The 26,489-nt window shown below is 44.6% G+C and carries 23 protein-coding genes; 11 read left to right on the top strand and 12 right to left on the bottom strand.

The window, feature by feature from the left end; all coding sequences use genetic code 11:
- The first annotated feature begins 5 nt into the window (after nucleotides 1-5).
- The gene (locus F6I03_RS02320) at nucleotides 6-605 is read left to right on the top strand and encodes an XTP/dITP diphosphatase (RefSeq protein ID WP_070626069.1); all 600 of its coding nucleotides are present in this window, start codon (nucleotides 6-8) and stop codon (nucleotides 603-605) included.
- A 75-nt stretch (nucleotides 606-680) separates the two neighbouring features.
- Here the strand turns inward: F6I03_RS02320 and F6I03_RS02315 are convergent, their stop codons facing one another.
- Nucleotides 681-1,568 (bottom strand): mechanosensitive ion channel family protein, encoded by an 888-nt coding sequence (locus F6I03_RS02315; RefSeq protein ID WP_150983046.1) that lies wholly within the window; start codon nucleotides 1,566-1,568, stop codon nucleotides 681-683.
- A gap of 211 nt (nucleotides 1,569-1,779) precedes the next feature.
- Here F6I03_RS02315 and F6I03_RS02310 point away from each other — a divergent pair, with 211 nt between their 5' ends.
- The 3 genes from F6I03_RS02310 to F6I03_RS02300 all read left to right on the top strand — a co-directional run bounded on the left by F6I03_RS02310 (nucleotide 1,780) and on the right by F6I03_RS02300 (nucleotide 4,163).
- Nucleotides 1,780-2,289, top strand: coding sequence for a DUF948 domain-containing protein (locus F6I03_RS02310; protein WP_070431786.1), 510 nt, complete (start codon nucleotides 1,780-1,782; stop codon nucleotides 2,287-2,289).
- Nucleotides 2,290-2,309: 20 nt separating this feature from the next.
- Nucleotides 2,310-2,867 (top strand): YtxH domain-containing protein, encoded by a 558-nt coding sequence (locus F6I03_RS02305; RefSeq protein WP_070431785.1) that lies wholly within the window; start codon nucleotides 2,310-2,312, stop codon nucleotides 2,865-2,867.
- Nucleotides 2,868-3,152: 285 nt separating this feature from the next.
- On the top strand, nucleotides 3,153-4,163 hold the full coding sequence (locus tag F6I03_RS02300) for a substrate-binding domain-containing protein (protein ID WP_070431784.1): 1,011 nt from the start codon (nucleotides 3,153-3,155) through the stop codon (nucleotides 4,161-4,163).
- A 94-nt stretch (nucleotides 4,164-4,257) separates the two neighbouring features.
- Here F6I03_RS02300 and F6I03_RS02295 read toward each other — a convergent pair whose 3' ends face one another.
- Nucleotides 4,258-6,753, bottom strand: coding sequence for a transglycosylase domain-containing protein (locus F6I03_RS02295; RefSeq protein WP_150983045.1), 2,496 nt, complete (start codon nucleotides 6,751-6,753; stop codon nucleotides 4,258-4,260).
- A gap of 113 nt (nucleotides 6,754-6,866) precedes the next feature.
- Here F6I03_RS02295 and F6I03_RS02290 point away from each other — a divergent pair, with 113 nt between their 5' ends.
- From F6I03_RS02290 to F6I03_RS02275, 4 genes are all read left to right on the top strand, one after another.
- A complete protein-coding gene (locus F6I03_RS02290; protein ID WP_070431782.1) occupies nucleotides 6,867-7,763 on the top strand; it encodes a diacylglycerol/lipid kinase family protein in 897 nt (298 codons plus the stop codon).
- A gap of 73 nt (nucleotides 7,764-7,836) precedes the next feature.
- On the top strand, nucleotides 7,837-8,571 hold the full coding sequence (locus F6I03_RS02285; RefSeq protein ID WP_070431781.1) for a YebC/PmpR family DNA-binding transcriptional regulator: 735 nt from the start codon (nucleotides 7,837-7,839) through the stop codon (nucleotides 8,569-8,571).
- A gap of 199 nt (nucleotides 8,572-8,770) precedes the next feature.
- Nucleotides 8,771-10,504 (top strand): ABC transporter ATP-binding protein, encoded by a 1,734-nt coding sequence (locus F6I03_RS02280; protein WP_070431780.1) that lies wholly within the window; start codon nucleotides 8,771-8,773, stop codon nucleotides 10,502-10,504.
- A complete protein-coding gene (locus F6I03_RS02275; protein ID WP_070431779.1) occupies nucleotides 10,497-12,242 on the top strand; it encodes an ABC transporter ATP-binding protein in 1,746 nt (581 codons plus the stop codon). Before F6I03_RS02280 ends, F6I03_RS02275 begins: the two co-directional genes overlap by 8 nt.
- 69 nt (nucleotides 12,243-12,311) lie before the next feature.
- Here F6I03_RS02275 and gpmA read toward each other — a convergent pair whose 3' ends face one another.
- A complete protein-coding gene (gene gpmA / locus F6I03_RS02270; RefSeq protein ID WP_070431821.1) occupies nucleotides 12,312-12,989 on the bottom strand; it encodes a 2,3-diphosphoglycerate-dependent phosphoglycerate mutase in 678 nt (225 codons plus the stop codon).
- A gap of 264 nt (nucleotides 12,990-13,253) precedes the next feature.
- Between gpmA and pflB the strand changes: the two genes are divergently transcribed.
- The 3 genes from pflB (at nucleotide 13,254) to F6I03_RS02255 (ending at nucleotide 17,740) form a co-directional block, all read left to right on the top strand.
- Nucleotides 13,254-15,491 carry a formate C-acetyltransferase gene (gene pflB, locus F6I03_RS02265; protein ID WP_070431778.1) on the top strand — a complete coding sequence of 746 codons (2,238 nt, stop codon included), beginning with the start codon at nucleotides 13,254-13,256 and terminating at the stop codon, nucleotides 15,489-15,491.
- 32 nt (nucleotides 15,492-15,523) lie between these two features.
- Entirely contained in the window at nucleotides 15,524-16,288 is a 765-nt protein-coding gene (gene pflA / locus F6I03_RS02260) for a pyruvate formate-lyase-activating protein (protein ID WP_141737888.1), read from the top strand.
- A gap of 207 nt (nucleotides 16,289-16,495) precedes the next feature.
- Entirely contained in the window at nucleotides 16,496-17,740 is a 1,245-nt protein-coding gene (locus F6I03_RS02255; RefSeq protein WP_070431776.1) for an MFS transporter, read from the top strand.
- Nucleotides 17,741-17,816: 76 nt separating this feature from the next.
- Here F6I03_RS02255 and F6I03_RS02250 read toward each other — a convergent pair whose 3' ends face one another.
- Genes F6I03_RS02250 through F6I03_RS02210 form a run of 9 tightly spaced genes read right to left on the bottom strand, consistent with a single transcriptional unit; the run spans nucleotide 17,817 to nucleotide 26,322 of the window.
- Nucleotides 17,817-18,449, bottom strand: coding sequence for a V-type ATP synthase subunit D (locus tag F6I03_RS02250; RefSeq protein WP_070431775.1), 633 nt, complete (start codon nucleotides 18,447-18,449; stop codon nucleotides 17,817-17,819).
- Nucleotides 18,449-19,861, bottom strand: coding sequence for a V-type ATP synthase subunit B (locus tag F6I03_RS02245; protein WP_070431774.1), 1,413 nt, complete (start codon nucleotides 19,859-19,861; stop codon nucleotides 18,449-18,451). The genes F6I03_RS02250 and F6I03_RS02245 overlap by 1 nt, the downstream gene beginning before the upstream one ends.
- Before the next feature lie 12 nt (nucleotides 19,862-19,873).
- On the bottom strand, nucleotides 19,874-21,634 hold the full coding sequence (locus tag F6I03_RS02240) for a V-type ATP synthase subunit A (RefSeq protein ID WP_070431773.1): 1,761 nt from the start codon (nucleotides 21,632-21,634) through the stop codon (nucleotides 19,874-19,876).
- Entirely contained in the window at nucleotides 21,634-22,215 is a 582-nt protein-coding gene (locus tag F6I03_RS02235; RefSeq protein ID WP_070431772.1) for a hypothetical protein, read from the bottom strand. Before F6I03_RS02235 ends, F6I03_RS02240 begins: the two co-directional genes overlap by 1 nt.
- Nucleotides 22,216-22,230: 15 nt before the next feature.
- Nucleotides 22,231-22,539, bottom strand: coding sequence for a V-type ATP synthase subunit F (locus tag F6I03_RS02230; RefSeq protein ID WP_070431771.1), 309 nt, complete (start codon nucleotides 22,537-22,539; stop codon nucleotides 22,231-22,233).
- 16 nt (nucleotides 22,540-22,555) lie between these two features.
- Nucleotides 22,556-22,996: an ATP synthase subunit C gene (locus tag F6I03_RS02225; protein ID WP_191622017.1), complete on the bottom strand. Its 441-nt coding sequence runs from the start codon at nucleotides 22,994-22,996 to the stop codon at nucleotides 22,556-22,558.
- A gap of 16 nt (nucleotides 22,997-23,012) precedes the next feature.
- The gene (locus F6I03_RS02220; protein ID WP_070626071.1) at nucleotides 23,013-24,968 is read right to left on the bottom strand and encodes a V-type ATP synthase subunit I; all 1,956 of its coding nucleotides are present in this window, start codon (nucleotides 24,966-24,968) and stop codon (nucleotides 23,013-23,015) included.
- A 17-nt stretch (nucleotides 24,969-24,985) separates the two neighbouring features.
- Nucleotides 24,986-25,999, bottom strand: a complete 1,014-nt coding sequence (locus F6I03_RS02215; RefSeq protein WP_070431769.1) for a V-type ATPase subunit — start codon at nucleotides 25,997-25,999, stop codon at nucleotides 24,986-24,988.
- Nucleotides 25,999-26,322 carry a hypothetical protein gene (locus F6I03_RS02210; RefSeq protein WP_070431768.1) on the bottom strand — a complete coding sequence of 108 codons (324 nt, stop codon included), beginning with the start codon at nucleotides 26,320-26,322 and terminating at the stop codon, nucleotides 25,999-26,001. The genes F6I03_RS02215 and F6I03_RS02210 overlap by 1 nt, the downstream gene beginning before the upstream one ends.
- Between the last annotated feature and the right edge of the window lie 167 nt (nucleotides 26,323-26,489).

Raw genomic sequence — 26,489 nt, 5'->3', positions numbered from 1 at the left:
ATACGATGAAAAAAATTGTTATTGCAACCAAAAATCCAGGTAAAGCTAAGGAATTTCAATTGATCTTTTCCGATTACCAAGTAGAGACCCTCTTAGACCACCCTGAAATGGATGATATTGAAGAGAATGGACGGAGTTTCTTAGAGAATGCGGGGATTAAGGCACGGACAGCTGCCCTAGCTTTGGGAGAGATCGTGATAGCCGATGATTCCGGTTTATCCGTAGATGCCTTAGATGGGGCACCGGGAATTTATTCCGCGCGTTATGCAGGTCCGGAAAAGTCTGATGCGGCAAACCGAGCTAAACTACTCGAAGCTTTGGCAGACGTAGCTGACAGTGACCGGCAGGCTGCCTTCCATTGTGCCCTAGTGGTAGCCGCTAGCAATGGCGAGATTTTAGCTGACTATGAGGGGCAGCTCCAAGGAGAGATTTTAAGAGAAGAGCGGGGGTCCAATGGTTTTGGCTACGATCCGCTCTTCTATGTTCCAAGCAAGGGCAAAACGACGGCTGAAATGACAGCAGAAGAAAAAGCTGCAATCAGCCATAGGGGGCAAGCGCTGGCTGCTCTTCAAGCCGATCTTGACCAGGGCAAGTTAAAGCTCTAGTTTTTAGTCCCGAGCGCTTAATTTTTCAGATAAAAAAGCAACTCCCTTGCATTTTGGGAGCTGCTTTTTGTATTTTTAGGCCTCTTCATTGTATTTTTCTTCTCGGGCTTGGAGCATGGCCATGGAGGTATTATATTGTGATTCCGGTTGGCTAATGCCTGCCTGGTCTAAAGCATCTGTTAACTTGTTGTAGTACTTACCTTCAACATCAAGTTGTTTGCCATTGACTGCAAAGAGGCGGACCCGGTAAATCAGGTTGAAGCGGTTGCTATCGCGGAAGACCCCTAGGTAGATAGGATCTTGAGCGAGTAGAGCATCTGGCGCTTCTTTTTCCATGGCTTCTTTGAGCACAGCTTCAATCTGATCGGCATTCGAATCAGGATAGATACGTAGGTCAATATCGCAGCGGATGGGGTAGCGGGACCGGTTGGTGACATCCGTGATATTCCGGTTAGAGATAAAGTGTAAGTCCCCATTAAAGTCCTTAATCACCGTTGTCCGGATGCCCAGCTTAGAAATTTCACCCTCATAGTCATTGATGAGAACCGTGTCGCCCACATCAAATTGGTGTTCTAAGAGGATGAAGAAGCCGTTGACAATATCATTAACCAAACCTTGGGCCCCAATACCAATTGCCACACTAGCAATCCCAGCCCCAGCCATCAGGGTAGCCATAGGAACACCCAAGATGGCAAGCACCGAATAAATAACCACGAAGTAGTAGGTGTATTGGATGAAGTTCTGGATCAGGGTGCGAAGGGTTTGCTGGCGAGCTGGGTTCTTTTCGAAACGCTCCGCCTTATCATAATAAAAATCAACTGATCGTGCTAACAAGCGGCGGACGATAGAAAGAATTAAAACCGTAATAATAATCTGCATGAGATTCCCGAACCAAGAGCTAATCAATTGCTCCCAGTCGATGTTAGCAAGGTAATTGCTAATAAAATTTTTGATTTGCGACATGTTTTCCTCCTTGTATCTTTCAGATAATTTAATTTTAAGGAGAATGGGAGCAAAAGTAAAGTTTTCTGACTGCTAGGCTTGATTGCGACTTGGAAAAAAGGATTATTTTTTGTATTCTCTAAGAAAAAATGGTATCATTATCCTATGAAAATGGGAAGCAATAACTATAAATTGAAGAGCTTACCCGATAATTTAAGGGGTGATGTGCAAGATGACATGGGGCGGAGCTGCAGCCTTAATTGCTGCGATAGCTTTTGCAGTCTTGGTTGTATTTTTAGTCTTACTAGTGAGAGAGCTCACAACAACGATTAAGAATGTGAGTCAAACCGTTGAAGAAGTCAATGATAGTTTAGCTGTATTGCGACGGGATGTCGATGATCTATCGATTGAAGCGCAGGGGCTTTTGAATAAGGCGAATGTGCTGATGGATGATGTTAACGGTAAAGTGAGCACTGTGGATCCTTTATTTAAGGCCATCGGTGACCTGGGCGTATCGGTTTCGGATGTCAATGACGCGACCCGGGACTTGGTGGTTAGCATCCGGCAAAAAGACCAAAAAAGCCAAGATAAGTCGGCTAGCCAAGTTAATAGCCAACTTGCGGCAGGACCTGCTAAAGAAAAACCAGGTGCTGTGGAGAAGTTGGGCCAGACCGCTAAGCTACTCAAGCAAAAACGTTATATCCGTAAGGTAAAAGAAGCTTCAAAAAGTAAAGCATTTTAAGAGTTAAAGGAGTTATTATCATGAGTAAAAATAATTTAGGATCATTCTTATTAGGCGCCTTGGTTGGCGGGTCAGCAGCAGCAGTGGCAGCTCTCTTATTTGCACCTAAGTCAGGTGAAGAGTTGCGTCAAGATTTAAATGAACAAGCGCGCCAAGCTCGCGATACAGCCCGTGACTACAAGGACCTCGCTTTAGAAAAAGGGGCAGCTATCTACGACACTGCTTATGTTGCAGCAGATGATATCCGCATAAACTTGAAAGAATCAGCCAGCAATATCAAGTCACAATTAGCTGAAACAGGCGAAGAAGTTAACCAACAATACCAGGCAGCTAAGCATGATATTGCAGAAGCTTACAATGAAGCTTCAGATTCAGTTAAAGCAAGTGCTGAAGAAGGCAAGGAAGTGGCTAAAGAGGCTGGCCAAGAAATTAAAGAATCAGCCAAGGCTGCTGGCGAAGAAGTAAAGGCAGAAGGCAAAGTAGCCAAAGATGAAGCGAAAGCAGATGCTAAGGCAGCTAAGGATCTTGCCAAAGAAGAAGCTAAGGATGCCAAAGACCAGGCAGAAGCTAAGGCTTAATGGCATAAGTAAATACTAGCATTTAAAAGTCCAGCTGATAGGCTGGGCTTTTTTGTAATATTTTCATTAATGAATGTAAAAGTTTTCAAATTTAGGCACTTTACTATTGTATTAATCGGCAATTAGTGTCAAAATAGTATTTGTGCTCATTTTTAGTGAAAACGCTATAGCTAATTTGAAACAGTGATGAAAGCTGATAAGATTCTTTTAGTAAACGCTTGCATTTCTTTAAAGACTTGCTTATACTTACAATGACTGCATGTGGAATAATCGAGGAGGGAAAGCATGAACAAACAAACTGTAACAATTTATGATGTTGCGCGTGAAGCTGAAGTCTCCATGGCAACAGTATCGCGTGTGGTTAATGGCAATACCAATGTCAAACCATCCACTCGCGAAAAAGTAATGAAAGTTATTGAGAAACTGGACTACCGTCCAAATGCTGTGGCTAGAGGTTTAGCCAGTCGGCGGACCACTACAGTTGGGGTGATCATTCCCGACATCACGAATCTTTATTTTTCAAGTTTTGCGCTAGGTATTGATGATATTGCGGCTATGTATGATTACAGTATTATTATGGCCAATGCTGACCAGGGGCGGGAAGAAAAAGTCGTAACAGATATCTTATCGCGCCAAGTTGATGGGCTGGTTTACTTAGGGCATACCATGACCGATAAGATCCGCCATGAAGTGGAACGGACGCGGACACCGATTGTCTTGGCTGGCATGATTGATCCTGAAGGCACTATGCCTTCCGTTCATATTGACTATGAATCAGCTGTTTCAGAATCTGTTTCGCGTCTCTTTGACCAGGGAATTGAAGAGGTCGCCTTTATTTCAGCTCCTGAATACCAGGTAGATGACGAATTAGGACGCTTTAATGGTTATAAAGATGCCCTAGCTAGCCATAACAAAACATTGGATCCGGCCTTGGTGCTAACCGCTGAAAACTCCCGTTACCGGGCAGCAGAAGAGGTGGGGCAACAACTCATTGAGTCCAAGGCTCAGGCAGCTATGATTATCGGTGATGAGCTAGCCGCCGGGGTCAGCAATTATGTCCAAGACCATGGCCTCAAGGTACCAGAAGATATTTCCATTGTGTCATCCAATAACTCCATTATTACGGAAATTGTCCGTCCTCAGCTCACAACGATAGCACCGCCACTCTATGATATCGGGGCAGTGGCTATGCGGATTTTGACCAAGTTGATGGGTGAAAAAACAGCAGAAGATGAAATTATTGAGAACAAAAATATCCTGCCCTACAAGATCATTGTACGGGATTCAACGAAATAGCTAGTTCCTGCTGGGACTGCTTCTTGCGCTTATATAAAGCTATGAAAAAGGCCCTCAAACTGTTTTTAAGAACGGTTTGAGGGCCTTTTTGGACTTAAGGCTGGTCATTTCGATTGGGCTGCTGATTTTCCTGGTTTTCATCCTCGTCATCCTTAATTCCCTTAATGGCTTTAAAAGAACGGTTAAAAGATTTTTCCAAGCGCTGGCGATAGCCCTGGAGGATGGAACGGAATCGGCGATTAATTGCTTCTGAGTCTTTTAAGCGGTAGTCTTCTAATTCATAGGCGATTTCATCCAGTTCAGCCCCAATAGCATAATTAAAACTAGCGTCAGGTCGGGGCATATGCTGAGGAAAGATTTCTGTTTTCATCGGTGCTTCTGCGGAAACCTGATAGCGACTCTGATAGGGGCCGGGGAAAGCTCCGGGAGCTTGGCCGGTCTTTTCTACAATTGAGTATTCTTGGACGCTTGCAGGGCGCTCAAAGCTTTGTCCGGCACCAAGAAGCTGGGCATTACTGGCATAGAGACGATTCATAGCGCGAGCATGGCGGTCTGAAGGACGGCCAAAAGCCTGGTTATCGTCTGCTTGGTCAAGACTTTGTTGGATTTCGGGATTGTCATAACCAATCCAGGAAGCCAGGCTAATACTTGGTGTGCTACCAACCACCCAACTATCGATATAGCCTTCAGAGGTCCCGGTTTTGACCATCCAGTCTAGGTCTCCGGCTAAGACATGCTGGTGGTCCTGCCAGAGACCTTCTGTCTTAACTGACTTAAGCATATCCACTAAGATATAGGCCACATCAGGGTTAAAGGCACGCTCTTCTTGACTGTTGACTTGGTAGTAAAGATTGCCATGCCGGTCCCGGATGCTCTGGATAAGATGGGGCTTATGGTAGACTCCTCCGTTGGCAATAGCCGCATAAGCAGCTGCCATCTCAGCGACTGTGGGCCCCGTTTGCGTTCCCCCTAGACTGAGAGCGAGATTCTGATACTCATGGTCAGCGATTGCTTGGTCGAAGCCTAGGCGGTCCATATAGGATTTGAGGTCTGCCCCTTGCTGGAGGAGGGCATGGTAGAGGTGGACGGTTGGGTTATTTAGCGACTGGGCCAGAGCCTGCCTAGCTGTGACCATTTGATTGGAGATCGTCTGGCCATAGTTACTCGGCTCATAGTAAGTGCCGTCTTCTTCTTGACTTCGAATGTAATTATCCGCAAGTCGGCTGGCAGGGCTAATCAAGCCTTCTTGGAGGGCTGGGCCATAAGTAAGCAGGGGTTTGATCGTCGACCCAGGCGACCGCCGAGTCGAAAAAGCGTGGTCAGTTTGCTGGTGCTCGTAATCAATTCCTCCAGTGAAGGCAAGGATAGCTCCTGTATGATTATCGATTAAGACCGTACCATTCTGAACCACATCGCCATGCCGAGGACTGCCCAGACGGCTTGCAGTTTGTTCAAGATTAGATGCTAAGGCCTGGTGGAGGTCCAATTGAATCGTAGTTTGAATCTCTAGGCCACGATTCTTAAAGACTTGTTCGGCTTCATCATAGTAGTTTACTAAACGGTCGGGCTGACTTTTTATGCTTTCCCAATCTTCTCCCCTTGCTTCGACGAGTCGTTGGGTTAAAATATGTAAGCTTTCCCGTTTCAGGGCTTGGAAGAGATAGGTGTTGGGGTCTTCTTGAGTCGGAGTGCGTTCACTTGTTTGGATGAAATCTTGGCGGATATTATAAGTCTTAGCGGCTTGGTATTCTTCTGCTGAGATCACTTCTTCAATCCGCATCCGCTCTAGAACTTCTTCCATACGGTGGAGGCCTTGTTCGTTTTGTTCGTCAGATTTGAAAGAGCCATCCTGCCTATAGGGGGTATAGCTATAAGGATTCTGTGCCAGACCAACGAGGAAGGCCGCTTGGGGGAGGTTGACCTCGGCTGCTTTTTTGCCAAAGAGGCCTTGGCTAGCCGCTTCAATTCCTGCGACATTCTCCCCTTTAGCATTGCGGCCAAAAGAAGAGAAATTGAGATAGGCTTCGAGAATTTGTTCCTTGGAGAAAAACTTCTCCAGGCGGATGGCAAGGAGTAATTCTTCTGCCTTGCGGGCTATAGACACTTCATTTGTGAGTAAGCTTTGCTTGATTAATTGTTGGCTGAGGGTCGACCCACCGGAGGGATTACCGATGCCCAGAATGTAACTAACGGCTGCACGGAGGATGGCACTTGGAACGAAGCCAGGGTGGTCAAAAAAATACTCATCTTCAGTGGCGACAAGGCCATTTACAATGAGCGGATTGACCTGGTCTAGGGGGATATTTTGTCGTCGGATGTCGGGCTGGACCTGGGCAATGACTTGGCCATCTTGGCTAATTAGCTGAGAAGGGGCTTCCGTGTTAATCATTGCTTGGGCCATTTCTTGGCGGCTGGGAATAACCTGGTCTTCAGTGAGCCCGAGAAGATAACCTAGCCCCAAACCTAGAGCAAGGCAAACGAGGGCGCAGCATAAGCCTAGACAGGCTTTTAAGCCAAGCTGGCCTAGCTGAACGACTTGACTCAGACGATGAATGAGGGAAGAATTTTGTTTTGGATAAGGGGTTGGCATAAGTCACCTCCAAGGACCTTTTTCTCTATTATAGCAAAAGACTTTGACTCAAGGAGCTTTAGCTCGGTCAAATTTTTAAATTTTTAGTATAATAGGGCAAAGGAGGTTCGTCCATGGAGAACTGTTTACTCATCATTAATCCTGCCGCTGGGAATGGTCTGGGTCGGGCCGTCGCCCCAGAATTAGATTGGATTTTAGCCAAGAGCTTTGCCCATACCCGGCTGGTTTTTACCCGGGGAGAGGGGGATATGGGGCGGATTATTGCCCAATACCATGACCAGGCAGATGCGGTTTTTGTAGCTGGAGGGGATGGGACTTTGAATGAAGCGGTCAATGCCTTAGCAGCTTATCAGTTTGATTTGCCCCTGGGTTATATGCCCCTAGGTACAGTTAATGATATCGGCCGGGTGTTAAAGATCTCCCAACAGCCTAAGGAGGCTCTCAGGCAGCTTTCTCAGTTGACCCTCCAAGCGGTGGACATCGGACGGCTCAATGACCACTACTTTATGAATGTGGTAGCAGTCGGTCAGATCCCTGAAGCGGTTAAAGATACTAAAGCTGAGGCCAAGAAACGTTTGGGGAAATTGGCCTATGTAGCAGATGGCGTTCAGGCTTTCTTTCAATCCAATGCTCAAAGCTATGAGATCTGGCTTGATGGGCACCAGCAGCTAGTTGAAACGGAATTAATTTTGATCTGCTTGACAAATTCTGTGGGTGGCTTGGAACATATGGTAGACCAAGCCCGGATAGATGATGGTTGGCTTCACCTACTTATTCTCAAAGACCGGCATAGCCTAGAATTCGTTCCTGAGCTCCTCCAGAATGCCATCCAAGGCGATATCTCAGCCTCTAAGTTTGTCCTCTATGAGCGGGCTAAGCACATCTCCCTCAAGGCTTTGGACCACTCCATAAGTTCGAATGTCGATGGGGATGCTGGACCGAGCCTACCTATTCAGGTGGATGTTTTGCCGGGCCAGCTTAAGCTCCTAGTGCCCAAGTCAACAACTTAAGTTGCTAAAAGTCTCAAAGTTTGCTATTATTGATACGTTAATTTGAAATACTTTTAGGAAAGAAGGGGCTTTTGTGGCAGGACATAATAAATGGAGTAAAATCAAACACACTAAGGGTGCTGAAGACGCCAAACGTGCCAAAGTTTTCCAAAAATTATCACGGGAAATTTATATGGCAGTCAAACAAGGTGGGCCAGAGCCTGAATCGAATCCCGCTTTGCGGATGGTGATGGATAAAGCGAAGTCCGCCAATATGCCAAAGTCTAATATTGAGCGCGCCATTGATAAGGGAACCAACCAAAACAGTGGTGAAGATTACGACGAAGTGACCTATGAAGGCTACGGCCCTAATGGGATCGCGGTATATGTCGAAACCCTAACAGATAATACCAACCGTACCCTGACTAATGTGCGGACTATCTTTAATAAGAACGGTGGCAGCCTGGGTGAATCAGGATCAGTAGCCTATATGTTCGACCGCAAGGGGTATATTGCTATTGAACGTGAAGGTTTAGATGTGGATGAAGACAGCATGATGATGGAAGCCTTAGAGGCAGGGGCTGAAGATTTACAAGTTTCGGATGACGTGTTCGAAATTTATAGCCAAGCTGAAGATTTCGGGGATGTTCGTGATGCGCTAAAAGAAGCAGGCTACGAACTGGCCAGTGCCGAGTTAACGATGGTACCTAAGACTTTGATTGATCTACCAGCTGATAAGGCCGAAAGCTTTGAAAATCTTATCGACAAGCTCGAAGACGATGACGACGTGCAAAATGTATACTATACAACTGAATTAGCAGAAGATTAGGTAAGCGGGCCTGAACCTGGCTAGTTACAGCTTGTAAAATCCAGGATTGACTTTCCAATCAAGTCTGCTTGTGAATAGAGACTAGGCATGAAACTGGGCGCTAAGCCCAGTTTTTTCTTTTTGTCCTAGCTTGAGACCGACTTGTAAATTTGCTATCCTAGGATTAATCTTTAACGAATAGAAGGGGAGTCAGCTGGCTATGCGTGTCATTGATGTGTTGAAAGAGAATAAGGGCCGGGCTTTGACGGGTTTTGTCTTTAAAAGCTTAGAAGCTATCTTGGAGCTACTGGTGCCATTCCTGATGGCCCATATCATTAATTACGGGATTCATCCAGGCAATCTAGACTATATTAAGAGCCGGGGCATCTTATTATTTGTTCTTCCTCTCTGTGGCTATCTTTTAGCCTTAGTCTGTCAATGGTTTGCCTCGATCGTTTCTCAGTCAACGGGGACTAAATTGCGGGCCCTCTTATTCGACCAAGTCAACCGCTTGGACTTGCAGCAGAGCCAGACTTTAGGGGCGAGCTCAATCGCAAACCGCATGATTAATGATACCCATAATATCCAAGTTTGTATTGCTATGGCCATTCGTTTGGCCTCAAGATGTCCGATTTTACTTGTCGGAGCTATGGTCATGTCCTTTGTTGTTAGCCCCCAGCTTGCTCCGATCTTTATTGTGGGCGGCTTAATCTTAGGAGCTATCCTTGCTCTCATTACCCTAGCTTCTAACCGTATCCTAGCTGTTATCCAAGATAGCCTAGACTATCTGGGCCAAGTCTTCGCAGAAAATTTATCGGGCATGCGTGATATCCGCTCTTTTGCGAGTCAAAAACGTGAAATTGAACATTTTGACAGGGCCAACCAATCTCTTGAAGACCAGCAGACTTTGCTTGCTCGTGCCCAGTCCCTGGCCAATCCAGCCAGCCTCTTTGTCGTCAACCTCTTAATTGCCTTGATTTTATATTTTGGTGCGCCCTTGGTTAACCTGGGCGCCTTACAGCAAGGGGAAATCATTGCCCTAGTGAACTATATGAATACAATCCTACTAGCCCTTAATGTCTTAGTTCAGGTGCTCGTCATGATCAGCCGGGGCTTGGCCGGCATCCAGCGTGTCGATGAATTATTAGCCCTCAAACCAAGTATCCAAGACCCAGACCAAGCTAGCCAGGCTTTGGACCAGTCCCCGACCCAAGCAGTGGCGGTTGAGATGAAGGAGCTTTCTTTTGCCTATGGGGAAACGGAAATCCTTAAAACGATTAACCTCAGCTTGGCTCCTGGCGCTTTCTATGCCATTGTAGGTCCAACAGCTGCCGGAAAGACAAGTTTACTGAATTTACTTGAACGCTTCTATGAGCCTACAAGGGGGCAGATTTATTTTAATGGACAAGCTATTCAAACGCTCAGTCTTGAAGACTTGAGGCAAATGGTCAGTCTGGTTCCCCAGCGAGCTGCCTTATTGAGGGGGACGATTCGCTCTAATTTGCTTATGGGCAAGGCGGATGCCAGTGATGACGACTTGTGGCAAGCGTTAGAGGAGGCCCAGGCGGCTGATTTTGTGCGCCAGCTCGATGGTGGGTTAGATGCTAAGGTGAGCCAGGGAGGAAGAAACTTCTCTGGAGGGCAACGCCAACGTCTGACCATCGCTCGCGCCCTAGTTAAAGATGCGGGCCTTCTCATCCTAGATGATGCTCTGAGTGCTCTGGATTTTGCAACGGAAGCCCGGATCCGCTCACAGCTGGCCCAAAAACCCGCAACGGTCTTATTGGTCTCCCAGCGCCTCGCATCCGTACTTGATGCAGACCAAATTATTGTCTTAAACTATGGCCAAGTCGAAGCCGTTGGTCATCATGAAGAGCTCTTAGAGACCAGCCCCAGTTACTATGCCATGGCTAAGTCCCAAAAATTAGTGGAAGGAGGGAGCCCAGTTGCTTAGTTCCTTACGTGCCTTATTGGCCTATTTAAAGCAAGAGAGACTGCTTTTATTCGTTATTTTAGTTTTAGCCAGCTTGTCTGTCGCCTGTCAAATTTTAGTCCCAATTCAAATCGGTCAAGCTGTTAACCAGGTCCTAGGCCAGGGGCAAGTTAACTTTTCCGCCTTATACCGTCAGCTGATTTATTTACTCGTCACAGCTAGTCTAGCAGCCATCTTCATGTGGGGGCAGAACCGCCTAATCAATCGAGTCTCTTACCGGCTTATGGGACGTTTGCGGACAGATCTCTTTAAGAAAATCCACAAGTTACCCTTAAATTTTATTGACCAGCACGCCCATGGGGACTTAGTTAGCCGGGCCATTAACGATGTGGACTTGGTTGGAAATGGGCTGATTCAAAGTTTTACTAATTTTTTCTCGGGCCTAGCGATGATTGTAGGGGTTCTTCTCATGATGCTTTCAATCCATGTGAAAACAGCCCTTATTGTTATTGTACTGACCCCTTTGTCCATTCTTGTATCTAGTTTTATTGCCAACCGCACCTACCGCTTCTTTCAGACGCAATTAGCTCTTCGTGGCCAGCTGCACGCTTATACCGAGGAATTGGCAGATAACCAGCTCTTAGTAAAGAGTTTTACTTACGAGAAGCAAGCCGATGAGGATTTCACACGGCTAAACCAAGAGCTCCACGAATCCGGGGTCTGGTCTCAGTTTTATGGTGCCTTAGTTAATCCGAGTGCCCGGGTGGTTAATAGCTTAGTCTATGGGGCAGTGGGCCTATACGGCGCCTTTGCAGTGGTTTCGGGTCAGCTTTCAGTGGGTATTTTTTCTAGCTTTTTGGCCTATGCTAACCAGTACAGCAAACCTTTTAATGATATTTCAGCAGTGGTTAATGAAATGCAGACTGCCTTGGCTGCTAATGAGCGTATTTTTGATCTGCTCGAAGAGAAAGAGTCAGCTAATACCTACCAAGTTGGCCAGATAGAAGATTTTCATGGTCAACTCACTTTTGACCAGGTCTCCTTCGCTTACCAAAAAGATCAAAAACTGATCGAAGATTTCTCTCTTGAAGTCCAAGCTGGGCAAACTGTGGCCATCGTTGGACCAACTGGGGCGGGCAAGTCTACCCTAATCAATCTTTTAATGCGCTTCTATGAAGTTGATAGCGGTCGAATTCTGATTGACGGCGTCGATAGCCGGCAATTAGATAAAAACTACTTGAGACAGCTTTTTGGGATGGTGCTTCAAGATTCCTGGCTCTTTGAAGGGACGGTTTATGACAATATTCGCTATGGTAAGCCAGACGCTTCTTATGAGGAAGTCATAGCTGCCAGTAAAAAAGCCCGCCTCCACCCCCTTGTCCAGCAGATGGACCAGGGCTATGAGAGTCCAGTTCATGTCGCCGGGGCTAATTTGTCAGCTGGTCAGCAGCAATTAATTTGTATTGCTCGCATTCTCTTAACGGATTTCAAGATGCTTATTCTTGATGAAGCGACTAGTTCGATTGATAGTTTGACGGAGTCCTTGGTTCAGGAGGCTTTTGACCATATGATGCTAGGCCGGACCAGTTTCGTCGTGGCCCACCGTCTATCGACCATTCAGAACGCCGATGTTATCCTCGTTCTCGACCAGGGACAAATTGTCGAACAGGGCAGGCATGAGGACTTACTCGCCCAGCGCGGCTTCTATTATCGACTCTACAATAGCCAGTTCAGTCAATTTGATCGACATAAAAGTTAAGAAAAGCCAGGTAATCAGCTTCAAGTACTGATTGCCTGGCTTTTGTCATAGATTCTAAAGGCTTGCTATTTATTTTTCTAGGATAGTTTTGTTAACAACGTTAAGATTTTCATCTAAATCGTAAACAATTGGTTCACCTGTAGCAATTTCAACGGAAGGAATGTCTTCGTCAGAAATATTTTCTAAGTATTTAGTAATGGAGCGGAGGCTGTTGCCGTGAGCCACAACTAAAACATTCTTGCCTTGTTTTAATTCAGGAGCGATGTGATCTTCCCAGTAAGGCAGGGTACGAGCTAAAGTATCTTTCAAGCATTCACCAGCAAGTAGACGGTTTTGGTCTAAGTCGGCATAGCGTGGGTCATCAATACCTTCTTCTGCTAATGGTGGGCGAACATCGAAAGAACGACGCCAGATGTGGACTTGTTCATCCCCATATTTTTCGGCAGTTTCAGCTTTGTTTAAGCCTTGGAGGCCCCCATAGTGACGTTCATTTAGACGCCAGTTTTTGTTAACTGGTAAATAAAGACGGTCCATTTGGTCTAAGACATTATAAGTGGTTTGAATGGCACGAGATAGCATAGAAGTGTGCACGGTATCGAATTCAATCCCTGCTTCTTTAAGGTCTTGACCAGCTTTTTGAGCTTCTTTAACCCCTTTTTCTGAGAGGCGAGGGTCTAACCAACCTGTGAAAACATTGGCTAAGTTTAATTCACTTTCGCCGTGACGGATGAAAACTAATTTCATTATAAAATTCCTCCTAAAATAATTAATGAACAAGCATTATTATTCATCAAAGCAAGTTTTGCTTTGCTATCCTATATTTTACGCTATTTGAAGGGAAGGGGCAAATGCTTTTCTTAATAAGCTTAAATTAAAATCGCTTTCATAAAATATTATTAAATTTTAATAAATTTCCACGTGAAAAGTGTAGCAATCTGTTTGGTAAGCTGTTATAATAATAGACAGATCTGTTATATTGTGAAAAAAATTACAAAAGGAGATGAATTAATAATGGATACGACTAAAGCATGGAAAGGCTTCACTGGTAAAAAATGGCAGGAAGAAGTTAATGTTCGCGATTTTATCCAAAATAACTATACAGAATACAAGGGAGATTCTTCATTCCTGGAAGGCCCAACTCAAAATACCACAGAGTTATGGGACCAAGTGATGGACTTAACCAAGAAAGAACGTGAAAATGGTGGCGTCCTAGACATGGATACAAAGATTGTATCAACTATTACTTCCCACGATGCAGGCTATCTCGATAAAGATAAGGAAACAATTGTAGGGGTTCAAACGGATGAACCATTCAAACGTTCATTACAACCATTCGGGGGGATCCGGATGAGTGAACAAGCGGCTAAGTCTTATGGCTATGAAGTAGATCCTGAAATCTCTCATATCTTCCGTGACTGGCGCAAGACTCACAACCAAGGGGTATTCGATGCTTATACACCAGAAATGCGTAAGGCACGCCACAACAAGATCATCACTGGTTTACCAGATGCTTATGGTCGTGGCCGTATCATCGGGGACTACCGCCGTGTGGCTCTTTACGGTATTGACTTCTTAATGGATGAAAAATTACAAGAATTCAATGATGGTGACGGCATGGATATGTCTCAAGATGTTATCCAACACCGTGAAGAATTATCTGACCAATACCGTGCTTTAATTGAATTAAAAGAACTCGGTAAGACTTATGGCTTTGACTTAAGCCGTCCAGCAGAAAATGCGCAAGAAGCCATCCAATGGTTATACTTAGCATACCTAGCTGCTGTTAAGCAACAAAACGGGGCTGCTATGTCATTCGGACGTACCTCTACTTTCTTGGATATCTACATCCAACGTGACCTTGAAAACGGTACTTTAACCGAAAGCCAAGCGCAAGAATTAATCGACCACTTGATTATGAAATTGCGTATCGTTAAATTCGCTCGTACCCCTGAATACAATGAGCTCTTCTCTGGTGACCCAACATGGGTAACTGAATCAATCGCCGGTATGGGCTTAGACGGACGTTCTCTAGTTACTAAGAACAGCTTCCGTTACCTACAAACCTTGAAGAACATGGGGACTGCACCAGAACCAAACTTAACTGTGCTTTGGTCTAAAGACTTACCACAAGGCTTTAAGGAATTCTGTGCGGAAATTTCAATTAAGACAAGCTCAATCCAATATGAAAACGACGAAGTGATGCGTCCACAATATGGCGATGACTACGGCATTGCTTGCTGTGTGTCTGCTATGGAAATTGGTAAACAAATGCAGTTCTTCGGTGCCCGTGCTAACTTAGCTAAGACATTACTTTACGCGATTAACGGTGGGGTAGACGAAATTTCTAAGGTTCAAGTTGGCCCACGTTACCAAGCTATCGACAGTGAATACTTAGACTACGATGAAGTGATTGACAAATTCGATGACATGATGGATTGGATTTGTAAACTTTACGTGAATACTTTAAATGTTATCCACTACATGCATGACAAGTATTCTTATGAAAGTCTTGAAATGGCGCTCCATGATTCTCATGTTAAACGGACTATGGCAACTGGTATTGCTGGTTTCTCTGTAGCAGTTGACTCCCTGTCAGCAATTAAATACGCTAAAGTTAAACCAATCCGCGATGAAAATGGTATTGCGGTTGACTTCGAAATCGAAGGCGACTATCCAAAATACGGTAACAACGATGACCGTGTTGATGAAATTGCGGTTAAACTCTTGAAGAAATTCATGACTAAGATCCGTAAGACACCAACTTACCGTGGCTCAGTTCACACCACTTCCATCTTAACCATTACTTCAAACGTTGTCTATGGTAAGAATACAGGGTCAACTCCAGATGGTCGTGAAGCAGGTGTTGCATTCGCGCCAGGTGCTAACCCAATGCATGGACGTGACTCACACGGTGCGCTTGCCAGTCTTTCATCAGTGGCTAAATTACCTTATACCTACTCAATGGACGGTATCTCTAACACCTTCTCAATCGTACCTAAAGCCTTAGGTCGTGACGAAGAAACTAAGATTGATAACTTAGTATCAATGTTAGATGGTTACTCTAAACAAGGTGGCCACCACCTAAACATTAACGTCTTCGACCGTGATACCTTGCTCGATGCTATGGATCACCCAGAAGAATACCCACAATTAACCATCCGTGTATCTGGTTATGCCGTTAACTTCGTTAAATTGACACGCGAACAACAATTAGAAGTAATTAACCGGACCATGCACGAAGGGATGTAAGCTCGACGACTTAAGTAATGAAATGAGGAATCATGATGACAGAAACTATTGGCTATGTCCACTCTCTTGAAAGTTTTGGTTCTGTAGATGGTCCTGGCATACGCTTTGTTTCCTTTATGCAGGGCTGTCGCTTAAGATGTCAATTCTGTCATAACCCAGATACTTGGAAGATTAATGCGGGGACGCCTTATACAGCTGAAGAGCTCTTCCGAGAAGCTGTCAAATATCAGCCTTATTGGGGGAAAAAGGGTGGCGTCACCGTTTCTGGGGGAGAACCCCTATTGCAGATTGATTTCTTAATTGAATACTTCAAATTATGTAAGAAAAATGGTGTTCATACGACTCTGGATTCTTGCGGGGGGCCTTTCACCCGCGAGCCAGAGTGGTTGGCTAAGTTTGAAGAACTTTTGGAGTATACCGACTTAATTTTGATGGACGTCAAGCAGATTAATCCTGAACGCCATCTAAAACTAACCACAGCACCTAATGAGAATATCTTAGACCTCTTCCGTTTCTTACAGGAAAAGGGTCAACCGATCTGGATTCGCCATGTCTTAGTGCCAACTCGGACGGATTTTGACGAAGACTTACAGGGACTCTCAGACTTTATCCAAAGTTTAGGTGATATTGTTAAGAAGGTTGAGATACTTCCTTACCACACCATGGGCGTTTATAAGTACCATGAATTAGGAATCCCTTATAAACTTGAGGGTGTGGAGCCACCAACAGAGGACCGGGTGGCCAATGCTAAACGTATCCTAAAAGTTGATGACTACCAAGGCTACCGGTCCATGTAATTGCTAGGATGCTTGCATCTAATCAATTCGTAAAGACGTCTCCAAGTAAACGTAAACGGTTTGCTTGGGGATGTTTTTATCTTTAGAGAAATATGATTAAATATAAGAATATTGAGTAAATTTAAGAGATTTCTTAAAATAATCAAAACAAATTGACAAATATCTGCTATAGTTAATAAGTAATGATTAATGAATAGGAGGAATTTAATGGAAAAAGGTAAATTATTTTATGGTTGGTGGATTGTCCTAGGAGCTATTTTAATCCTAGCTTGTATGGGACCAGCTTCTGTTGCAGTTGCTAATCTTTTCCAGCCACATGTAGTTGAAGAATTCGGAATTGCTAATAGTGCTTTCGCTATTGTCAATTCTATCGTACTCGGTATGGGAATCTTTGTATCACCCTTTGTTTCCCAAATGTTTGCCAAACGTGGCAATTTTAAACGTTTTTATTTGATTGGTATTTTGGTCTACGCTATCAGCTATGGTCTGTATGGTTTTGCACCGAATATCTATGTTTTTTATTTTTTGTCTTTATTTGTTGGCTTTGGCTATACGGCTACGACAATTATTCCGGTATCCATGTTGGTTAATAACTGGTTCGTTAAATCCAAAGGGACTGCCTTAAGTTTATCTTTTGCAGGACTAGGTGTAGGCGGCATTATCTTTAGCCAATTGTTAACCTACCTGATTCAAGCAATTGGCTGGCGGATGTCTTATTTAACTTACGCTGTTATTATGCTTGTTGTCTGCCTACCGATTGTTCTCTTCCTCTTCGTTGAGAAACCTGAGGATAAGGGCATGCAAGCTCTAGGTGCGGGTCAAGCTGATACAGATACTGCAGCGACTAGCAAGCAATCAGGCGTTGCCTTACCGATGGCTGAGATTGTTAAGAAGCCATTCTTCATTATGCTTCTTGTCGGAACAGCTTTTATCGGTATTTCTAATAATGGGGGACTGGGCCAATTCCCACCAGCGGTTCAGAACTTGCATGGGGCTGAAAAGATGGCCTTGATGGTTTCGATTTATTCCGGCGTGGGAATCTTAGGGAAGCTCATCTTAGGTATCGTTAATGATAAATTTGGTGTACGTTTAGCGACTATTTATGCTTCAGCTCTCTGTGCCTTGGCTTATCTTTTGATGATGCTAGGTAGCAATTATAGCTTTGTATTGCTCATGTCTGTTTTATTCGGCTTAGGCAATGCAATCGGTACGGTCCTACCACCGCTTATGGCTTCTGCAATCTTTACTTCTGAGGATTACCCTAAGGCTTATGGGTATATGCAGAGTGCCTTGATGCTAGGGATGACATCGGGCTCTCTACTAGCAGCTACAATTGCTGACTTGAGCGGGTCTTATAATTACTCCTGGTTAACCTTAGCCATCCTATCTGTCTTGATGGGTGTCCTTTGGGTAGGCGCCTATCAACGCTCACAAAAATTCATGACCAAGTAAATAAGCTATCAAAGTAAAAAAGCGTAACAAATGAACTTGTTACGCTTTTTGTGTGGGAAATTGTGCTTGTCTCTGGTCAGGCCTCTTCAGCCTTATTGGCTAAGATTGCTTTGACGACTTTCAAGCGGGTAAATTCTTCCCTTTCTTTCTCTTCCAGAGCAGAGGAGATTGCAACTTGGGCCTCTTCTAGTTGAGGAATGGTGATATTTTGAAGGGCGTTGACCCGCTTTTGCGTTTTTTGAATATTATTAGCTAAACGGTAGGCTGAGTTCTCAATTTCAGCTAGTTTAACTTGTAATTTTTTGACTCTTTCAAAGGCAATCCGTGCTTGATCAACCGCAATAGTCGTATCAAAGAGCGAATAGTGGGGTTCTAAGCTTTCTTCAGCAAGGCGGGTCTCCGGGATCTCTGTGCCCATGACGCTACGAATTTTAATATCGAGGGCATCGGATACAGGGACACCGTAAGCCGCCTGCTCAACATTGAACATCCCAATTTCTCCCGTTGCCGTGCTTAATTGCTTGTAAGCTTCTTCGTAAGCTTCTTTTAATTCTTCTTGAACTTGACTGGCTTGCTTAGATAAGGTCATAATTTCGTTCATGAGAATCATCCGCTTGCGGTCCATTAAATTGTAGCCGTTACGGGAGAGTTTGAGTGATTTCTCTACCTGCATCAAGTTACCCCGAGTGGGGGCAGCATTAATATCCATTAGGCCTCACCATTTTCTTCACTTTCAGTCTGATGATTGTTGGGGTCATAGTAGCGGTCCAAAATCTTAGTATCCATCCGGTTCAGTTCGTCACGTGGGAAGGCTCTTAGGAGTTGCCAGCCAAGATCAAGACTTTCTTGGATGGTCCGTGTCTCATCGGCCCCTTGTCCAACAAATTCTGTTTCAAATTTTTCGCCGAATTCCAGATATTTTTTATCGATGTCAGAGAGTTCTTCTTCCCCGATAACTGAGGCTAAGCTCCGAGCTTCGGCAGCACTGGAATAGGCGGCAAATAATTGGTTGGCTACATCTTCATGGTCTTCTCGGGTATAGCCTTCCCCAATCCCGTCTTTCATTAAACGAGACAAGGAAGGGAGGACGCCAATCGGTGGAAAAATATTCTTCCCATAGAGGTCCCGGTCAAGGACAATTTGTCCTTCTGTAATATAGCCCGTTAGGTCGGGAATCGGGTGAGTGATATCGTCGTTTGGCATAGTAAGAATAGGAATCTGAGTGACAGAGCCCTTGCGTCCTTGGACGATACCCGCCCGTTCGTAAATAGTTGCTAGTTCAGAATAGAGGTAACCTGGATAACCTTTACGAGAAGGGATCTCTTGTTTGGCAGAGGAGACTTCACGTAGGGCCTCGCAGAAGGAGGTCATATCGGTTAGGATGACTAAGACTTGCTTGCCGAGATCATAGGCTAAGTACTCAGCGGTGGTTAGGGCAACACGAGGTGTAATTAGACGTTCCATGGCTGGATCATCTGCTGTGTTGACGAACATGGTGACGTGGTCAAGGGCACCACTCTCTTCAAAAGATCTTTGGAAGAATTCAGCGATATCGTGTTTAACTCCCATGGCTGCAAAGACAATAGCAAATTCTTCATCACTATTATCACCTAATTTGGCTTGCTTGACAATTTGTGCTGCTAATTCATTATGGGGCATCCCATCTCCTGAAAAGATTGGAAGCTTTTGTCCCCGAATCAGAGTCATGAGTGTATCGATGGCAGAAAAACCGGTTTCGATATAGTTTCTTGGGTAGATACGGGAGACGGGATTTAAAGGGGCCCCGTTGACTTCGCGGGAAATATTCGAGTGGATGGCACCTAGGCCATCAATCGGTTCCCCAATCCCGTTAAAGACCCGTCCGAGGATCTCTGGAGCTAGTTCAATTTCCATACCGTGCCCAGTAAAGCTAGAGTGGGTATTGTCTAAAGACATGGAAGTTGTCGCATCAAAGACTTGGACCATGGCCCGTTCACCCTCAATTGCGATCACTTGGCCTTTCTTCAATTCACTGCGGTTCACCCGAAAGTTAACAATGTCACCATAGGCAGCGCCGCGTACCCCATCAACAACTACAAGAGGGCCGTCAATGGACGCTAAACCGAGATATTCTATTGGCATGTATATTCCCCCTTATCCATTTTGTTCGATTGCTTGGTCGTAGAATTGGTCAATGCTTTGATAGTACTGGTCAAAGGCATCTAGGTTATCATTGGGCACATTAAATTTCATGTTGATGACTTCGTTAAAAATGGCAGATTTTTGTAGGTAAGACATGGGCATGCCCCACTGGATCAGTTGTTTAGACCGGTGGTGGAGGTAGAGGATCACGTCTAACATTTTATCTTGCTTTTGGATAGGCACATCTCCATCAATATCATGGAAGGATGATTGTTGGAGGAAGCCTAGGCGGATGACCTTGGCCGTCTGCAAGACTAATTTTTGGTGGTCGGGCAAGATATCTGACCCGATTAATTTAACAATTTCGTTGAGTTGGTCTTCTTCATGCAAGAGGGCCATCATTTCTGCTCGATTTTTAATGAAGTTTTCACTCACATGTTTATTGTACCAGCCAGATAGTTCGTCCACATACTGACTATAGGAATTCATCCAATTGATAGCGGGATAGTGACGAGAATGGGCGAGGTTGGAGTCGAGTCCCCAGAAGCAGCGAACAAAGCGCTTGGTATTCTGGGTAACCGGCTCGGAGAAGTCGCCCCCTTGAGGTGAAACTGCTCCGATGATAGAAACGGAACCATTCTGGTTGTTCAAGGTTTCCATGTCTCCCGCTCTTTCATAGAAGGTTGCAATCCGACTAGCCAGGTAAGCAGGAAAGCCTTCTTCAGCAGGCATTTCTTCCAAACGACCCGAGAGTTCACGCAAGGCTTCTGCCCAACGTGAGGTAGAGTCCGCCATAATGGCGACATCATAGCCCATATCCCGGTAGTATTCCGCAATGGTTAGGCCAGTATAGATGGAGGCTTCCCGAGCAGCTACCGGCATGTTAGAGGTATTGGCGATTAGGACAGTTCTTTCCATCAGTGGTGCATTAGATCTGGGGTCAATCAGTTGACTAAAGTCTTCCAGTACTTCAGTCATTTCATTGCCCCGTTCACCACAGCCGATATAGACAATGACATCGGCATCGGCAAATTTAGCAATCTGGTGCTGCATGGTGGTTTTACCCGTCCCAAAGCCCCCAGGGATAGCGGCTGTCCCACCCTTAGCGATAGGGAAGACACTATCAATAATCCGTTGACCGGTAAGGAGGGGCTTGGAGCTTTTCAGGCGTTTAGCGACTGGACGTGCTTGGCGGATAGGCCACTCTTGGTAGGCTTTGATCTCATGGATCGTCCCGTCAAAACTACGCACTTTGACTAAACTATCACTAACTTTATAATTACCGCTTGGAAGGACTTCGGTCACTTCACCGATGATCCCAGAGGGCACCATCACTTTGTGGACCAAGGACCGGCTTTCAGGAATTTCGGCAATGATATCACCCGCACTCACTTGGTCTCCAACTTCAACTAGGGGTTTAACCGGCCATGCTTTCTCTTGGTCTAAGGCATCCACTTGGACCCCACGTTTAATGTAAAAGCCAGTTTGCTTTTCAATTTCCTTCAGTGGGCGTTGGATCCCGTCATAGATGTTGCCGAGCATACCGGGTCCTAGGGAGACCTTGATTGGCATCCCTGTTCCGTGGATGAGCTCGCCGGGTTTTAGACCTTCTGTTTCTTCATAGACTTGGATGGTGGTGTAGGCTTGGTCAATCCGGATCACTTCACCGATTAAGCCTTGTTCGCCAACATAGACCATCTCTTGCATGGAGAAGTTGGTCTTGCCTTTGACCCGGACAATAGGACCATTGATTGCAAAAATCTCACTAGCCATTAATTAATCACCTCTTTGATTGTAAAATTCTCATCTTCTAGGTTAAGCAAACTTGAGAAAGAGTAGTCGAGGAGGATGTTGCGTTCACGCATGACCCCACGAATCCCTCCCAGGAATTTGCGGTCGGAGAGGCTGATTTCATGGTCAACCGCTTCTTTTAGCTCAGCTTGTAGCTTGGCGTCGGATTGGTCGATATAGATATCGCATTTCTCACCTTGGGCAAAGTCAAGAATATTGCGAATGACTTCTTTGAGCTGGTCGAGATAGGCGGTGCTTTTTTTATATTCTATAATAGCCGCTTCAAATTCTTTAAAGAGAGCTTCTTTTACCTTATTTTCACTTAAGTAGAGTTCTCTTTGTTGCTTGATTTGTAACTCCGAAATATCTTTATTATATTCTTTATGGACAGCTTGCTTATTGGCTTGTAATTGCTCATCAAAGTCCTGGTCAGTCTTTTTGATGAAATCATTGAAATCAGCCTCTAAGGTTTGGCGATATTGGTCGACTTGGTCATCCACATGCTCTTTGACTTGGAGCTTAACTTGTTGGTTGAAATAGTCGATTTTTTCATTTAATTCCAAAGGGGACACTCCTTACTAGATTGATATGCCAATAGCTTGACGGATGGTTTTTGCAATTTGGTTTTCGGCGGTTCTATACTCATTGGGACCTTGCAATTCAACGATCAGAGGGGTAGCTTGGTTAAAACGAACCTCATCAATCGCGGCTTGATTTGCTTCAATCAAAGCAGGAGAAATCATCACAATACCGTAGTCCTTATTCTTAATGACTGCATCAAAGTTAGGACGAAAGGCTTCTGCTTCTTGGACAAGAACCCCATCGATCCCTGCCAAACGCATGCCCGTTAAGCTATCGAGATTATCACTTATAACGAATTGTTTCACAGGGCAGATCTCCCTCCTAGAGTTGACCTAAGATCATAAAGGAAATAATCAAACCATACAGGGCCACACCTTCGGCCAAACCAACAAAGATCAGTGAACGACCAAAGATGGAATCATCTTCACTAATGGCGCCCAGAGCTGCACTAGCTGCACTGGCAACGGCAATCCCGCCACCTACACAAGAAAGGCCAGTGGATAGGGCAGCTGCGATGTAGCCTAGGCCAGTTGCCAAGCCATCGCTAGCTGCAGCTGTCTCGGCTGCTGCCACGCTTTCTGGGTGATAGGCTAGGATTAAGGCAATGGCAACGCCAGAGACCAATGTTAGGATATTGCTAGCAAGGGTTTTTTTGTAGCGTCTGCGTGATGCTTTGCCAGAGAAGTAGTAAGAGAAAGGAAGGACAAAAGCTAGTACGAAAGTAGCAGTAAGGGTTACTTTAATCATCATTTCAATTGTCATTTGTAAAAACTCCTTTTTAATCTAAATTATTCCAGATGCTTCTAAATTCAATGCCGTTACCTTCATAGAAATGGCTGAAAATTTCATAGAATTCAAGCCGCAAGACTTGGATGAAGACAACGAGTCCTTCGAAACCAACGACAAATAAATTGCCGAGAATAAAGACCAACCAGTTGACTTGGTCTAAACCTGCTTCGGCATTAGCGAACATAAGCACGACCCCCATCATGGCACCGTGGCTGAGCGCAAAGGCGCCGACCCGGACGAAGGAGATGGTGTTGGAGAAGTAGGTCAGTAAGGTTTCGAAACTTTCAAAGAAAATTGAAAGTAAGGTAATAACAGGGCCATCTTGACCTTGACTTTTTTGTTTTAAGATAAAGTCTTTAATTTGTTCATTAAAGGCAATGGTGATAAAGCTGAGCGCTAAGATGACTAAGAGCAGGCCTAGGGCTGGTATAGCGTGACCGCTCATATACATAACCAACATAAAGACGAGGATCCCATAGAAGATGAATCCAGCAATCCCGTTGCGGTCGAGGATAGCTTCGAGCTTTTCGCCATTCTTTAATTGTTTTTGAATATTTAAAAGCATGGTCATTAAGATGAGGAACATCCCGAAGGCCACTGATACAATGAAGACCGTATTTAATTGGCCAAAGAAAGGAACTTGGGTCATAGCCCCCATAGGACGTAGCCAGATGGCGTCTAAGATATCTTCAAAGCCAAAGATTGTCCCGTAAAGGAAGCCGAAGATCATAGAGGAAAGGCCAATGGGGATAAACATCTTGGCTAAGGCCAATTTGGGCCGTAAATAACCGATCAAACCGAGCAACATCAGGAGGAAGCCGTGTCCAACATCCCCAAACATTGCTCCAAATAGCAGTGAATAAGTAACTGCGACTAACCCCGTTGGATCCATCTCGTGATAGTTAGGGACACCGTACATGCGCGTGATCAATTCAAAGGGTCTGACGAAAAAATTGTTTTTCATTTTGGTCGGAGGTGTCATGCTGGAAGAAGAATCTTTCTCATCTTCAACATACATAGTGACTTGGTCATCCTGTGCGACGGCATTCTCAAAACTCTGTGTTTGGTCGCTAGGCATCCAACCAATGAGCAAATAGCGGGTTTCTTTTTGGGCAAATTCTTCCCGAGTGATCGCTGCATACTTTCTCACGCCATAAGCTTGAGAGAAGTCTCTCAGCCGATGTTTGGCCTTGATTAAGCCGTTGATATAGGGCTTGGTTAGGTCATGAAGGCGGTGTTTGGATTGATTTATTTTTTGTTCAAGGATGCCAAGCTCTTGACCGAGGTCATCAACAATCTCTTGGATGGTTCCACTGCCTTCTGGGAGGCGAATCCGTTCCCAGGCTAGGGAGTAGTAGAGGGCGTCCACCCGTTGCCGGGCTTCGGTGGTGGTGAAGTAGACCCCGTAGACATAGTCAGCGAGCTCTTTTGATTGGACAAATATTGAGGGAACCATGGCATCGATATACTTTTCGAATTTGTAGAAATTTTCTTTAGTAAAACGCCCAAAACGGAATTTCAAATGGGTCATCTTTAGAATGTCTTCGAGGGGGTAGTCAATGCCAGTGAAAGGTTTAAAGATATCATAGTGGTCTTTTAATTCTTGATAGGACGCTTCATAGCGAGCAAGCTCTTGGCGTTGACCCGATAATTGTTCTTCCGTTTGCTCAATCAGGTCCTTAACCCCTTCAAAGGTAAGTTGCTTATCTTGCATATTGTGATAAGTTTCTTCTTTGTAATTGGCATTTTGTAAAAGCTTATCTACCCGGTCTTCCCATGGTTGGTAGGGGTTAGGGGAAGTATAAGACTTTAAAGTTTTTATTTCAGATAATTCTTTTAGTGCATTCACTAAATGGATATCATAGTGACTGAGATACTGGTCAGCCATGCGATCAATGTCATCGCGTGGTCCAGTAATGTTCACTAGATTCATCTGTGTGATCATCTATTTAGACTCCTTTCTTATGCGGTCAGATGAGCATAGCTGATTTTTTCTAGCTCTTGAATGAGTAAACGAGCCTCTGTCTCCTTATCCTCTAAGTATTCAAAGATTGTAAGCATGGAGTGGGGCAGGGCTCGGACATAGCGCCTAAATAACTGGTCCACGAGTTGATGTTGGGCTAGGAGAGGGAAGTAAGCCTGGGTAAAATCTAAAGTTTGGCCATAGCCTAGGTCATCAACAATAGCTTGGAAACTTGCCAGGTCACTGGTCAATAATAATTGGTCAAGAACCCGGTCTGTCAAGCGATGGTGGGTTTTGAAAAGGGCCGAGCGGATGTCGTCATTTTCGTAGTGGAAGAGGAATTTTAAGCGATAGATGATACAAATATTCATCAAATCATAACTTGTTCCATCCAGCTTTTTAAAGTAGCTGAGCTCCTTAGCCTTTAAAACCCGACGCGCCTTACGATCAACATATAAAGCAATAAATTGATCGAGTGCTGATTCTAGTTCATAGTGGTTGTAGGAATCCACTTGGTTATTGAGTGAAAACTTCTCAAAAAAAGGCGCATAGATGGTATCCCTAAAGCTATGGATGACATCGTGGATAGACTGAGCAAGCAGCAACTCTGCTGTATGAAAATGACGGCTTTTATCCAGGTAATCCGTAAAGGGATTGAGGCTTAGCTTCAGCTGGTGGAGATTGTCCACTTGGTGCATGACTTCCTTAATAAAGGAGACTTCATAGCGAACGCCAAATAGTTGAAGGGCCCGTCGCTGCTCAATACTTGCAAAGCGGTAGAGTTTGATAAAATCAAGCTGGACGCCATGCATGATGATGGTTTCAAGTTCATCGCGGGGCATTTGCCTTGGTAATTGTTCAGGCATCACTTGCCGGTATGAACTTTGACTTGAAAGAAAGCGGTAAAATTCATCAACACTATTAGCTGTCAAATCTTCCTGGATAAAAGAAGGTGTCAAAAGTTTAGCACGCATGGCTCGAATTTTGCTTTCAATAGCAGTGTAATCATTCATTACGGCTTCACCCCTAGTTTTTTCACTTTTTCCATGAAATCATTAACATAACTTGCTTGTTTTTGCTCAACTAAATTCTTAATGGTATTGACTTGTTGGTTGAAATGCTGGGTGAGTGCAGCTTTTTCGTCATCACGACGTTGCAAGAATTTTTGCCGGTAATTTTCCAACTCATCTTGGTAAGCTTGTTTTTTTTCGGCTTGGTAGTTAGCCTTGCGTTCCTCATAAGTTTGACGCAATTGGACTTTTTCTTCTTGAACCTTAGCCTCACTATTTTCAGCGTTTTTTTCAATCGCGACAAGTCGTTCAATGACCTGATTCACTTACTATCGCCTCCATTTCTATTTGAGATCAACTATTCTTTTCAGAACATGAGTATATTATAGGTAATCCAAGATATGATAGCTTTGTAAAAAGGAGATAAAAATGCAAAAGCAAGCAATAAATCTCTTAACCAATAGATTTTTGCACGAAGAGCTGTTTGGTGTTT

It is taken from the genome of Aerococcus sanguinicola (assembly GCF_008726925.1).
Classification (GTDB): domain Bacteria; phylum Bacillota; class Bacilli; order Lactobacillales; family Aerococcaceae; genus Aerococcus.
Note: the sequence above shows the minus strand (reverse complement) of the source record. Positions and strands in the feature narration are given on the sequence as shown.